Origin of the sequence: Caballeronia sp. LZ035 (assembly GCF_031451175.1) — a bacterium.
Lineage (GTDB): Bacteria > Pseudomonadota > Gammaproteobacteria > Burkholderiales > Burkholderiaceae > Caballeronia.
The window spans coordinates 1-13,490 of sequence record NZ_JARUXS010000003.1; the positions used below are offsets into that span (position 1 = coordinate 1).

A 13,490-nucleotide genomic window follows, 5' to 3' on the forward strand; every position below is an offset into this window, starting at 1 on the left:
CCGTTGCGCCCAGTTCCGGCGCCGCGATCTTCGCGAGCGAGCCGCCGAATTTGCCTACCGCCGTACGCGCGGCCGATACGATCACTACGTCAGTCATTTTTTATCCTCGTCAAACAGTAAAAGCGTGGGTGCGTTCCTGGCCCGTGATGAAACGGGCGGATTACAGCGCTACGTGTCCGAGCCGGATAAACGAAGCGGGTTCGGTCCGGACTCGTCGGGGTGATGTGCCGTGTTCAGTGCGAAACAATCATCCGACGCTTCGTCGAATGACTACGCGCCTGACATGCACTGCGCCGATCAGACGAAACGATTCGGCTTATGACTCGATGCCGGCAAGGGAACTGTTGCAACCGTTGCCAGTTTCGAAAGACAGACAGGTGGCGAGATGCGTCGATCTCGAAGTGTGCAGCATGGTCCATTTATATGGGCCTATTGGATAATCTCTCAGGTTCAGCAACGACCTTCTCTACAGCCCACATCGTGAAAACACGCATGCGTGTTTTCATCCGCGCGGGACTCGCGCGGCGGACATCAGGGCTTGTGGAAGTTATTCGATCAGGCACGCCTTGTGCGTCGCACCAATTAGGACTGATTCTAAACGCAAAACATGCGTAAAAAATCTCATATTAGTAGGTAATAACCCTGATTTTGGTAAAAATAGTGCTATTGAAGATGCAAGAAAGCGCAGCTTTGCTCGAACGGACGTTCAATAATCATCCCATATGACGACGAAAATTGCGCGTTCAGCCTGATGAAAGGCGCATCGGAAACACTTGCATGCCGCCTGGAAGCTGTAATTCGTCCGATTGACATAAGCAGGCTCACGAAAATCTGGCCATGCAGCTTGTGATCACAGATGACAAAAAAAGCTTTCTCAATATATTAAAAGTAACCACCGGGTATAACCAATCAATATTTGAGAAATAATCTTTTTGATATTCTCAAAAGATGACGCCGTGATGAACGGATGGTGATATAAAACGACGCCGGTAATCCGCGGCAAAATGCCACCGGCGTCTGAAGCGTTCAAAGCGCCAATACCAGTTTCCCGCGTCGGGCGCGCGAACAGCACGCCATCATTCGCTGATTCGACTGGCGCTCGCCTTTCGTCAGCACCACGTCGCGATGGTCGATCTCGCCTTCCAGCACGCGCACTTCGCACGAACCGCACAGACCTTCCTCGCAGTCGCTCTGCACGTCGATGTTCGCGCGCCGCAGGGTCGTGAGCAGTGTCTGGTCGGCGGGCACGTCGAGCACCAGTCCCGAATCCTTCAGTTCCACCTGGAACGCGCGTTCCTTCGAGGGATCGAGCGTGCCGAGTTTGGACGTGAAGTGCTCGATCCGCAGCGCATCCTCGGGCCATGACGCGCTCGCCTCTCCCAGCGCATCGAGCAGGCGCGCGGGACCGCAGGCATACACCTGAGTGCCTTCGTCGACCACGAGCTTTGCCGGATCGACGCGCGTGTTCTCTTGCGACACATACACCCGCAATCGTCCGCCGTGCAGCGCCTGCATCTCGTCGAGCAGCGCCATGGAAGCACGCGAACGGCCGCTGTAATGGACCTCGTAGTCGAGACCGAGCGCGTGTGCGCGCCGCGCCATCGCGCTGATCGGCGTCACGCCGATGCCGCCCGCGATCAACACGAGCCGTCGCGCGGTTTCGTCGAGACGGAAGTGATTGCGCGGACCGCGAATGCGCCACTGCGCGCCGCGCCTGACGTTCTCGTGGACCCACGCCGAGCCGCCGCGGCCCGCGCTTTCACGCAGCACCGCAATCTCGAACGTGCGCGCATCGGCGGGGTCGCCGCACAGGGAATACTGGCGCGAAAGGCCGGTGTCGCCGCAGAGCACGTCGATATGCGAACCCGCCGTCCAGCGCGGCAGATCGCGTCCGTCCGCCGATGCCAGCCGCACGCGCACGATGCCGTCGGCGCAAGCATCAGCCGATTGGACGATCACCGTACGGCTGACCGCATGCGACGAGGGCTCGCCGATGCGCACCGTCGCGCGCGCCTCGCGCACGGCAGGATTCGTGCGTTCGGGGTTGAGCGCCGGCTCCCATTCGACATGCAGATGCTCCGGCCCGCGAAACGACGTGTTCGGCACGTAGGTAAAGCGCTGCTCGGTCAGACGCATGTGCGGCAGGCGGCGCGTGAGTTCGTCGAGGAAAATCTGCATCTCCATGCGCGCGAGATTCTTGCCCATGCATTGATGCGCGCCGTAGCCAAACGTGAGTTGATCGCTGGCGTTTTCGCGACGGATGTCGAAGAGATCGGCGTCGGCGAATTGATGCTGATCGTGATTCGCCGACGACGTGACGATCAACAGCTTCGATCCCGCCGCAATCGCGACGCCGCCGATCGTCACGCCTTTCGTCGCGAGACGCCGCCATGCCGCGACCGAACCGTTGTGACGCAAGCACTCTTCGACGGCATTCGGGATCAGCGTAGGATCCTCGCAGATGTCGCGCCATGCATCCGGATGTTGCAGCAGCAGCTTGAGCGCGTTCGCGGCGGCGTTGGCGGTGGTCTCGTGCGCGGCGACGATGCCGGCCATCATCATCGAATGGAGGTACGAGTCGGTGACGACATCCGGCAGCTCCTTCTGCTTGCGGATGCCGTACTGCATCCAGCCGGGACCCGACGGATCCTCGCGCATCTTGTCCAGCACCTTGCCGGCGAACTGCCAGAACTTGCCGACTGCATGCGCCACTTCGACCTGCTCTTCGGGCTTCGGCCGTCCCCATGTATTCACGGTGTGCGCAATCGAATAGCGGCGCAGCGTGTCCATGTCTTCCTCGGGCACGCCGAGGAAATGGAGCGCCACCGTGAGCGGCACTTCCCAGAGCATCCGGTCGACGAGATCGGCCCGGCCAGCGTCGATGAAACGGTCCACGTACTCGCGCACGAGCGCGCGCACCATCGGTTCGTGATGCGCGAGCGCCTCGGGCGTGAACGGGTCCATCAACGCGCGACGGCGCGGCATGTGCGCCGGCTCGTCCTCGTTCACGAGCGTGCGGTTCAGCGCGAAGCCATACGAAGCGAGCACCGCGTTGGCTTCGGGACCGGTCGGCGTGATCTTCTCCAGCGCAATGGACGGACTGAAGGTCCGGTTGTCGCGGAAGATGGCCTTGATGTCGTCATAGCGCGTGACGATCCAGTAGCCGAGGCGCGGACTCCAGAACACCGGTTCCTGCTCGCGAGCCCAGCGCACGTATTCCGGCGGGTCCTGGTTGTAGCCGTCGCCGAAGGGATCGAACTCGGCGGCTTGCGGGCTCACCGGACAGCCATTCGGCGCGCGGGCATCGTCGTGCGCTTTGTCGTGATAGGGGCAGCGGTCCGCGCCGGCCACGTCGGTCATGCCTGTCTCCTGGATTTCTTATGTGTGTCCGTAGTATGCAACGGCTCACCACTTCCAGCGCATCCCCGCTCCGCCCTCGATGGCACTGCGATGCCCGCCTCCCACGTTCATCGAATAGGCGACGTTCGCGAACAGGCTGCCGCGTGCGCTGACCTTGGCCGTGATGCCCGCGCCGAACTGCGCGAGGGTCGCGGAGACTTCGGTCGGGATCACGGTCGTGCCGGCGAAGGTCGCGGTGTCGGTTGCGCCGAAATAGCGCCAGAGATTGGCGCGCAGATACGGTTCGAACGCGGTGCCGGCGGCATCGAAGCTGCCGTAGAAGCGCACGCCGAGACGGCCGGTCAGCCCGCCGGCCTCGCTGAAGGAGACGGTCGAGATGCCGTCGTCGAGGTCGTTCAGGTTGACGTGCTGCCAGATGAGCTGCGCCTGCGGCTCGATGCCCAGTCCGGCGGGCAGCGGAATCGGCAAGCCCGCTTCGAACGAGGCAGCGAACGCGTTGCCGTGCGTCGTCGCGCCGACACCGCGGTTCGACTGTGGATCGACGGTGAGCGCGCTGCCGAGCAGAACAGTGTCCGTGTACCAGCCGCCCGGACCGATGTGCGTCCAGTAAAGGCCCGCGCTGTAGGCGTCCATCGACAGGTGCCCGGCATCCGCGTTGGGAAAGCCGAGCGCGAGCCCGCTGATGTCGCCGCTCGCGCGCGCGAAGCCCAGGAAAAAACCGTAGTGGTTGCGATGGCCGCTGGGGGTCGTGTCGGCGTAAAGATCATGGCCGATCTGCACGCCGCCGATGCCGCCGCTGAATTCGGGATCGGCGGCGCCGCTGTTGTGCAGCGTCGCATGGCCGCCCCACACACGCGCCCACGCCGCAGGCAGCGCGCCGTTCTCCGTCAGTAAGGCCTGATCGCCCTGGCGCTCGTGGAACGTGCCAACCTGCTGAATGGCGAGTTCGCGCGCGAGCGGCGGAACTTCCGCATAGACCGGCACTTCCATCCGGTACAGCGGCGTCGGCGCTGCGCCCGGCGGCGGCGCCGGCGGCAGCGCAGGCGTACCGGGCGCTGCTTGCGGGGCGGGAATGAGTGTGGCGGGTGGCGTTGGAGTGCCGGGACTTTCCGGCGTGGTAGGTGTCGTGGGCGTGCCCGGCGTCCCCGGCGTGGCGGGAATCGACGGCACCGCCGCGACACTCGAGCGCAGATACCAGTTTTCCGACGTTCCCGCGCTCGCTCCGCCCTTGAACAGATAGTAAGTGAACGCCCCCGCCTCCAGCGGACGCGCCAGGCTGAACGCACCCGCCGACGTCGTTCCGCCGCTGGTCGCCTGCACGACGAGAATGCCGTCGTTGACCGTCGAGCCGCCCTTCCCGCCGACATTTGTCACGCCGATCGACGTCGCGCCGCTTCCCGCACCCTGCGCGATCACGAGTTTGTCGCTGGGCGCGCCGTCCGCGCCGAGTACGGTCTGCACGAGCAAGCGCCCATTCGCGCCGAGGTAGTTGCCGTTCACGGTGAACGTGTCGCCGGTGCTTACGCCGCCGTTGGTCAGGTCGATCACGCCCGCGTTGTTCAACGTAACGAGTTGCCCGGCGACCGCCGGCTTCAGCGCCGTGCCGCCGATGCCGCCCGCGAACAACGTGCTCGTTGCGTCGAGATCGAGGGTCCCCGTACCCGTCACGCCGTCGCCGAGCGTGAGGCCGTTCGCATCGAAGGTCAGTTGTGTGCCGTTGCGCGCGTCGATGGTCTCCCAGCCGGTGAAGCGTGAAAGTCCGCTTGCCTGGACGTTGTCAAATGTGAGTGCATCGGTTCCCGGACCGCCGTCGAAACGCGTGAGCGCGCCGAGCGTGGTGTCGTTCAGGTTGCGGATGATCGCGGCATCCGCGCCGTCGCCGAGCGATACCGGTCCCGAAATCGTTCCGCCGCTCCATGTGAGCGTATCCGGGCCGAAGGTCGTCGTGACGCCCATGCCGATGCTTCCGCCTGTGATGTTCAGCACATTCGTGCCGCTGCCGAGATCGACCCGGCCGCCGATCGTTCCGCCTGACAGCGTGAAGGTGTCGTTGTTCTGCGCAGCGGTGACGTTGCCATCGACTTGTCCGCCCGACATGTCGAAGACGTTGTTGCCGACATTCAGGTCCACGGTGCCGATGCGCCCGCCTGTCATCCGCGCGATGTCGCCGTTCACGAAGACGCCGACAATCCGTCCGCCGGTCATCGTGAAATCGTCGCGCGTGTCGCCCTGGTCGAGCGAGTCGACCTGGCCCGCCGTCATCGTGAAGGTGTCGAAGCCGTTGCCCTGACGGATCTGTCCCGACACGACGCCGCCGTTCATGACGAAGGTATCGTTGCCGGTGTCGGTGCTCACCGCGACGCCAGCGCCGCCCGCAATCGCGCCTGTGTTAATGATCGATACGTTGATCCGGCCGTTCGCGACGATGCCCGCGCCGCTCGTTCCGCGAATCGTTCCGCTGTTGTCGATCGTGGCCGCGCCGCCTGCGATGGAGACGCCGGTCGCACCCTGGATCGTGCCGGCGTTGTTGATGGTGCTCGTGTTGCGCACGGTGACGGCGCTGCCTGAAGCGTTGAGCGCCGCGCCGGGCAGCACGTTGATCGTCACATTGGCGCTGGCGGGCGCTGTGGCAATGGGCTGTGTCGACGGATTCGGAGCGCGCGTGTCGCACGTCGCGGTCTGACCCGCGAGCGGAGCGGTGTTGTCACACGCCCCGTACGCCGACGCGGCCCGCAGCACGCACGACGCACCGAACGCAAGACACAGCGCACGCTCGATCGATGTCGAGCGCACTGATGGCGACGCACGAGGCATACGTCCTCCGGTCGTGCGGATCGCGCCATTGTTTCATTTGGCACCACGATGCATGGACTTCGGTGCGCGGACCGCAACATTCCACTCAGAGTAGGTCACGTCGCGCGCATGTGCAACGCCTGCTGAAGACTTTGCGTCGAGCGTTCAGACCGGCTTGCCTTCGCTCGTTGCCCAGTTGGGCATGAGCGCATTGCTCGTCAAGGTTTCGTCGATGAGCTTCCTCGCCGTCTGCCGCCCCGCCACCGGCAAGCCCTCCGGATCCAGCACGCCGATCTGCACCAGCACCGACGCCTGATCCCAGTAGATGTGTTCGTTATAGAGCTTGTCGCCGCGAAAGCGGATCACGGCGAGCATCGGGACTTCGAAATATTTTCCGGTGGGCGCGAGGCCCGGCAGCAGCCAGTCGATCTCGCGATCGTGCGTCGCGCAGAACACGAATTCATCGACGACACGATCCGAGCCAATCGTGCGCGACACCGGAATCAGCTTGGTGTCAGCGGGATTCGAGTGCACGAAGTGATGCGTGTAGAAGCGCTTCAGCTCGTCGTGACCGACGCCGCCCGTCATGGTCGGAACATGATTGACATAGGGTTCGGCGACCATCGTCGTCATGACGGACTCGACGTCGCGCGTTGCGAACTCGAAGTAACAATGCTGTTCCCACAGCTGGTTCAGGTCGAATACCGGACCGAGCACCTTGCGCAGCATCGAGAGCGTGCGCGAATAGGCCATCAGGGCAGCGGGCTTGTCGTAATCCGGACTGCCGGTATCGACGAAACCCGGCGCGCAGCCCGGATACACATAGCGCTCGACGGACGGCTTGCCCGTCAGCGCCGCCTCGCTCTCGCGCAGGTCGTACGCGGCCCGCTCGGGAAAATGGAAAACGATGGGACAGCGGATCGTCGGGATTTCGGCCAGGCAGGCCGCGAGGTCGTCCGGGTAGTAGCAGGCGGCGCAATCCACGTCGGCTTGCGCGGCAATGCGCGTCGCGAACCGGCCGCCCCGTCCAAAGCCGATGACCGCCACCTTGCCCGCATGCTGCGGCAACGCGCGCAGGTTCTCGACAAAGGTTGCGACGTTTTCCGCCGCCACGCCGCCCGGCAGCGGCTCGTGCGCGGGAAGGCGCGGAGCGAGCACGACGTAGCCTTCCTCGGCGTAGAGATCCGCGGTGCGGCGGATGAAATCGTCCACGCCGGAAGCATCGTGCAGCAGAACGATGCCTGGCCCGGATCCCGTGGCGGGATGCGTGAGGTAGGCGGGCAAGGAAGACCCGTTGCGAAGCGTGATGTCGATGAACGTGCCGCTCATGATCTGCGTTTTCCCTCTATATGGAATTGGTTCAGCGCAGGATCGTATCGGCGAGAAGCTTCACATTCAGCACGATGATCACGCCCGCGACGATCCACGCCAGCGCCCTGGTCCAGCGCGAAATGACGAAGACGCCCATTTTGCGGCGGTCGGAGACGAAACGCACGAGCGGAATGACCGCGAACGGCAGTTGCATCGACAGGATCACCTGGCTCAGCACCAGCAACTGGCCAGTGCCCTTCTCTCCATAGAGGGCCGTCACGACGATCACCGGCACGATGGCGATGGCCCGCGTAATCAGGCGTCGCGCCCAGTTCGGAATGCGCAGACGCAGGAAGCCTTCCATCACGATCTGTCCGGCGAGCGTCGCGGTCACGGTCGAATTCAGGCCGGAGGCAAGCAGCGCGACGGCGAATAGCGTCGATGCAATGCCCAGGCCGAGCAGCGGCGACAGCAAGCGGAACGCGTCGCCGATTTCCGCGACGTCCTCGTGACCGTTCGCGTGAAAGACGGCGGCGGCCACGATCAGGATCGCCGCGTTGATGAACAGGGCGAGGGTCAGGGCGATCGTGCTGTCGATGGTCGCCCAGCGAATCGCCTCGCGCCGCGCTTTCACCGATTTGCCGTACGCGCGGGTCTGGACGATCGAGGAATGGAGATAGAGGTTGTGCGGCATCACCGTCGCGCCGAGGATGCCGATCGCCACGTACAGCATCTCGCGGTCGGCCACGATGCGCGGCGTCGGCACGAAACCGCGCAGCACGTCGCTGAACGGCGGCGCGGCGGCGGCGATCTGCAACGCAAAGCACCCGGCGATCACCACCAGCAACGCGATCACGAATGCTTCGAGTAGGCGGAAACCACGGTTGATCAGCAGGAGCAGCAGGAAGGCATCGAGTGCGGTGAGCAGCGCGCCTGCAATCAGCGGAATGCCGAACAGCAATTGCAGCGCGATCGCGGTGCCGATCACCTCGGCCAGATCGCAGGCGATGATCGCGGCCTCGCACGCAATCCACAACGCGATGTTCACGGGCTTCGGATAGTGTTCGCGGCACGCCTGCGCGAGATCGCGTCCGGTCGCAACGCCCAGGCGGACGGCGAGCGCCTGCAGCAGGATCGCCATCAGGTTCGACAGCAGGATCACGGCGAGCAGGGTGTAACCGAAGCGCGATCCGCCGGCGAGATCCGTGGCCCAGTTGCCCGGATCCATGTAGCCGACCGAAATCATGTAGCCGGGACCGGCGAAGGCAAGGAAGCGGCGAATCCATCGGCCGCCGGTGGGTACGTGCACGGATGCGTACACTTCGGGCAAGCTGGGCCGCGCGTCGATATCCTGCTCCGATGGCTTCGGCGTGTGGCGGACGGGATCAAGCATCGGCTTGCTTCCTCCAGGCATGACGGGTTGGACCTGCTCGAATATGCGCCGAGGCTCGGGGGGCTGGCAAGCGAGGGGCTTTTTCGGACGGTGGGTATCAATACGCTGATAATTACACTTATCAGATGTAGCGATTTTTCTTGTCAAATTCGAAGCTGCTTGATAACCTCGCCGCAAATCACTGAAAAGAAAGGCTAAATGTCTAGCGACACGCCCTCCTCCGGGCATGCATCGACACCCGCTACCCCCCAACCCGGGCGGCTTCACGGACCCAGTCGGCTGACGCGCCAGCATTTCGCGCTGTATCGCGGTTATCTCGACGGCGTCGCCGAGGCGCAACTCCATGCGTCCTATGGCGACGCAGGAACCGATGTACGCGTCACACGGCGCCTCATCGACGCGCTGCGTGACACGCTCTCCGTCCTGGCGCGCCGGGCGCGGGACATCGAGGCAGCTCACCTTCTGCGGCTGCGTCCAGGCAGCATCCCGCTGTTCGAAACGCCGGCCGAGTCAGCAGCGCCTTCGCTCGACGAATTCCGCGAGCGGATCGATCCGGATGGCGTGTACGGCGAGTCCGAATTGCTCGCGTTGTTCGAGGAGGCCTATCCGCCCGGCAGTTCGCCCGCGCTCGATCGTCGCGCGGCGCGGAACGCCCGGCTGCGGCGGCGTCAGGCGGAAGCGCTCGCGCGCATGGAAGCGAGCCTGGTTCAGGAGCCGCGGCCCGATCATCCCGTCGACGGCTGGTTCGAGCCGGCGGTGAGCGCCCGGCTCGCGGCGGCCGGGTTGATGACCGTCGCGGATGTCATCGAGCGCGTCGAGCAGCGCGGGCATCGGTGGTATGCGTCCGTGCCGCGGCTTGGGCCGAAGGGCGCGCAGCGGGTCGTCGACTGGCTGCGGCTTCACGAGCAGGCGCTTCAGTATTCGGTTTCCCCGCGAGCGCTATTGCCGCGCCGGCAGTGGCAGTCCGCGCCGGCGGATCCAGGAGAACACGCCCCGCTCACGGTCGCGCCGCTTGAGGCGCTGCGGCTGCCGGCGACGCTCGACGGATCCAGTGGGACAAATCGGGCCCCACCAAGCGCGCGTTTCAACACGGATATCCGGGCCATTTTCGCCTGGCTCGACGCCCGGTCCGCCAGCGAACACACGCGCCGCGCCTACCGGCGCGAGGCCGAGCGGCTGCTGCTTTGGGCCGTATTGGAGCAGGAAAAAGCGCTCTCTTCACTCGATGCGCCAGCGTGCGCGGACTATATCGACCGCTTTCTTGCGGACCCGCAGCCGGCGGAGCGCTGGATTGCCACGCGGCGCGGCGAGCGCGGGCTGTCGGACTGGCGCCCGTTCGCCGGGCCGCTCTCCGAACGGAGCCGGGAAACCGCGCGCTCCATTCTCACCGCGATGGGCGAATGGCTTGTCGGCGAGCGTTATCTGACCATCAATCCCTTTGCTGGCGTGGCGCGCGTCGCGACGCCGGCCGCCTTCGACGCCTCGCAGCGCACGCTCGATCAGGCTCAGTGGCGCGGGCTGCTCGAGTCCGTCACGCGGACGGAATACAGCTTTCAGGAACATCGGGATCGCCTGGCCCTGCTGCTGGCATACGCAACCGGCCTGCGGCGGACCGAATTAGCCGATGCCCGCACCGGCGCGCTGAGCGTCGGGAGTCTCGACGGCGTGGACGGACCCGTGTGGCGGCTCGCTGTCCAGTCGGGGCGCGGAGCGCTTCGGAGCGTGCTGCTTCCGGGGATCGTCGTCGAGGCGCTGCGGGAGAATCTCGCGCTCCGCGGTTTGCCCGAGCCGCTCGGCTGCACGGCTGAAACGCCGTTGCTCGCCCAGGCGCGCGACGGTCGGCCAATCACGCCGGACGGGATCGGCAAACTGTTCAAGGGAATCTTCTCCCGAGCCGCCGCTCAGGCCGAAGCCCGCGCGCCCGGTAGCGGCCGCGCCTTGCAACGCGCGAGCACGCACTGGCTTCGCCACACTCATTCGATACACGCGCTCAACCATGGCGTTCACCTGCATGAAGTAAGCGTCGGACTGGGCCATGCGAGCCGTTCAACCACGGCGCTCTATCTGGAAAACGACGATCCTCGTCAGTTTTTAGGCCTCGAAACGCTGATCCGCAGCCTATCCGGCGGACGGTAAACCCTACCGGCGGCGGGCTTTCGTGTTTACTTGGGCAACGGACGTTGTAAAAATGTCCGCTACGGGCACTCAAGTACCTCAGAGTTTACTTGAGGTTTACCGGTTCGACGTTTATTCTTCGGTTTGCAGCTTGTTTTCCACAAACCGAAGAATTATTTGCTTACCCAGGCCCGCCAGTGACTGCGAATTCCATGCTAAGCGCTCGGCTTCCCGAAGTCGATCAATCCGTTTCGATCGAAACGCTCTTGGGAGTGGCCGCCCAAGCCACTGACATTCTCAATCAGATCCGCGATGCAATGTTGGAGCCGTATCCGCGCAAGAGCGCGCCGACATTCACCAGCTCGCAGGTTGCGACGCTGTGCGGTGTCGACAAGCAGCGCTTCCAGTATTTGACGACCAAGGGCGACCTGCCCGCCGGTACGTCGAAGGGCGCCGGACGAAGCAAGGAGTTCACGCTCGAAGAGGCGCTCACCTGGATTCGTTCCACCAAGGAGCGCGTCCGGCGGCCTGAAGGGAAGCGTGGGCGCATCGTTACGGTGGCGAATTTCAAGGGCGGCGTCGCCAAGACCACGACCGCGGTATCGGCAGCGCAGGCGCTGACGTTACTCGGGCGCAAGGTGCTGGTCATCGATTGCGATCCGCAGGGTACCACCACGCAGTTGTGCGGCTGGGCGCCCGATGCCGAAATTTCCGATGACCAGACGCTGCTGCCGCTCATCTATGGCGACCAGCAGACGCTGCACTACGCGGTGCAGGAGACGTACTGGCACAACCTGGATCTGATCCCGGCGTCGTCATCGTTATTCGACGCCGAGTTCGAGATTCCGGCAAAGGTGCTGAACGACAGTACGTTCGAATTCTGGGAGATCGTACGCAAGGGCCTGATGCCACTGACCGAGGAGTATGACGCGGTCATCATCGACACGCCGCCTGCTCTCAGCTACCTGACGATCAACGCGCTGCTCGCGTCGGACGCAATCCTGCTGCCCTGCCCGCCCGAGGCACTCGACTTCGCAAGCTCGACCCAGTTCTGGCATCTCTTCGCGGACATCGCGAAAAAGCTGCCGGGCGTGCTCGAGCAAAAGCGCTTCGACTTCGTGAATGTGATCCTGACCAAGGCAAAGTCGGACGACGTCTCGCGCGTCGTACGTGGCTGGCTGCAAAAAGCTTACGGCGATCGCGTGCTGCCGTTCGAGATTCCGGAGTCGACCGTACCGAAGGGCGCATCGGCTCAATTGTCCACGGTGTATGACCTTTCGAAACCGGATGGCAGCACGGCTGCCTACAACCGGTTCAAAGAGCCGCTCGACAGACTGGCGGAACACCTCGACGCGCAATTCGTTCGCGCCTGGAATCAGACGGAGGTTTAAATGGGTATCGGGGACAGACTCCTCGCGAAGACCGCGAATATCGGCAACAAGCCGGCGGAGACCTCACAACAGCAGCGGCCAGTCAACTCGGAGGCGCGCACTTCGCCCGGCCGATTGATGGATGCGCAGAATCGAATCAATTCGGCACAGGCACGAATCAAGGAACTCGAAGCACAACTCGAGGAACGGGCTGCGCTGGAAGTGCCGCTTGAGTCGCTGGTGGAGATCGACGGAAGACGACGCAAGCTGACGGCAGAGCAATTTCAGGAACTGAAAAGCAACCTGGCGCAGCATGCGCTTGCCACACCTATTCTGGTGCGCGCGCTGCCGGATGCGCGTTACGAGATCGTTGCTGGACACAATCGGGTTGCTGCTTATCGCGAGTTAGGCCGCGCGACGATCCGGGCAAATGTGGCGTCAATTGAAGAGAGCGAGATCGAATTCGCGGCATTCTTTTCGAATTTGCTCTCACCGTCGCTCACCGACTTCGAGAAGTATTGGAACTTCAAGCGACTGCAGGAATTGAGCGGCTTGACGCGCACCGAGATTTCGGAAAGTGCAGGACTGAGCAAGAGCCATGTCACCCGGATCTTTTCTTTCGACGCCCTTCCCGATGCAGCCAAGAGGGCGCTCGCAGAGCGGCCTGAGCGACTGGGAAGCAATGCCGCTCAGAAGCTGGCGGCGCTGACTGAAGCAGGCAAGGCGGAAAAAGTTATTGAGGCAGTGCGTCGCCTGGTGGATGACGAAGCGTTCACGCAAGACAAAGCCGTTTCGTTCGCCGCCGAAAAACCACGCGTTGCGGCACCCAGCGCGACTGTTGTTCGCGCCGGAAGAAGGAAGGTATGCGAGGTGTCGGCGCGCAATGGCGTAGTAGGCGTCCGCTTCTTCGAGAAGGATGCGACGGAGGCGGAGCAGTGGGGGCAGCGGATTGCCGAATTTATAAACCAGACGCTTCGCGAATCAGAGCAAGAGTAGCTCTAGTAGGTTTTCTTTTGAAATCAACTAGTTAGCCGATTCACAGAGATTCGAAGTCTTGACTCTAGTAGAAACTCGTTAGAAATCAACGACTTGGCAATTCAGCAATCAGAGGTCGCTATGTAAATAGCAAACGCTAGAAAGACAAAAGC

7 protein-coding genes are annotated in these 13,490 nt (G+C 63.4%); 3 read left to right on the top strand and 4 right to left on the bottom strand.

The window, feature by feature from the left end; translation table 11 throughout:
* Positions 1-1,026: 1,026 nt before the first annotated feature.
* The 4 genes from QCE88_RS23020 to QCE88_RS23035 form a co-directional block, all read right to left on the bottom strand.
* The gene (locus QCE88_RS23020; protein ID WP_309906604.1) at positions 1,027-3,360 is read right to left on the bottom strand and encodes a cytochrome P450/oxidoreductase; all 2,334 of its coding nucleotides are present in this window, start codon (positions 3,358-3,360) and stop codon (positions 1,027-1,029) included.
* A 45-nt stretch (positions 3,361-3,405) separates the two neighbouring features.
* Positions 3,406-6,174, bottom strand: coding sequence for an autotransporter outer membrane beta-barrel domain-containing protein (locus QCE88_RS23025; protein ID WP_309906606.1), 2,769 nt, complete (start codon positions 6,172-6,174; stop codon positions 3,406-3,408).
* Between the two features lie 144 nt (positions 6,175-6,318).
* Positions 6,319-7,482 (bottom strand): dienelactone hydrolase family protein, encoded by a 1,164-nt coding sequence (locus QCE88_RS23030; RefSeq protein WP_309906608.1) that lies wholly within the window; start codon positions 7,480-7,482, stop codon positions 6,319-6,321.
* A 31-nt stretch (positions 7,483-7,513) separates the two neighbouring features.
* Positions 7,514-8,857, bottom strand: a complete 1,344-nt coding sequence (locus QCE88_RS23035) for an Nramp family divalent metal transporter (protein ID WP_309906610.1) — start codon at positions 8,855-8,857, stop codon at positions 7,514-7,516.
* A 198-nt stretch (positions 8,858-9,055) separates the two neighbouring features.
* Between QCE88_RS23035 and QCE88_RS23040 the strand changes: the two genes are divergently transcribed.
* The 3 genes from QCE88_RS23040 (at position 9,056) to QCE88_RS23050 (ending at position 13,338) form a co-directional block, all read left to right on the top strand.
* On the top strand, positions 9,056-10,993 hold the full coding sequence (locus QCE88_RS23040; RefSeq protein WP_309906612.1) for a phage integrase family protein: 1,938 nt from the start codon (positions 9,056-9,058) through the stop codon (positions 10,991-10,993).
* 191 nt (positions 10,994-11,184) lie between these two features.
* Positions 11,185-12,363, top strand: a complete 1,179-nt coding sequence (locus tag QCE88_RS23045; protein WP_309908743.1) for an AAA family ATPase — start codon at positions 11,185-11,187, stop codon at positions 12,361-12,363.
* A complete protein-coding gene (locus QCE88_RS23050; RefSeq protein WP_309906614.1) occupies positions 12,364-13,338 on the top strand; it encodes a ParB/RepB/Spo0J family partition protein in 975 nt (324 codons plus the stop codon).
* Positions 13,339-13,490: the final 152 nt, after the last annotated feature.

What these genes read in the sequence shown, in the direction of transcription:
- QCE88_RS23020 (WP_309906604.1), bottom strand. Translation starts at nt 3,360, where the DNA reads ATGACCGACGTGGCCGGCGCGGACCGCTGCCCCTATCACGACAAAGCG.
- QCE88_RS23025 (WP_309906606.1), bottom strand. Translation starts at nt 6,174, where the DNA reads ATGCCTCGTGCGTCGCCATCAGTGCGCTCGACATCGATCGAGCGTGCG.
- QCE88_RS23030 (WP_309906608.1), bottom strand. Translation starts at nt 7,482, where the DNA reads ATGAGCGGCACGTTCATCGACATCACGCTTCGCAACGGGTCTTCCTTG.
- QCE88_RS23035 (WP_309906610.1), bottom strand. Translation starts at nt 8,857, where the DNA reads ATGCTTGATCCCGTCCGCCACACGCCGAAGCCATCGGAGCAGGATATC.
- QCE88_RS23040 (WP_309906612.1), top strand. Translation starts at nt 9,056, where the DNA reads ATGTCTAGCGACACGCCCTCCTCCGGGCATGCATCGACACCCGCTACC.
- QCE88_RS23045 (WP_309908743.1), top strand. Translation starts at nt 11,185, where the DNA reads ATGCTAAGCGCTCGGCTTCCCGAAGTCGATCAATCCGTTTCGATCGAA.
- QCE88_RS23050 (WP_309906614.1), top strand. Translation starts at nt 12,364, where the DNA reads ATGGGTATCGGGGACAGACTCCTCGCGAAGACCGCGAATATCGGCAAC.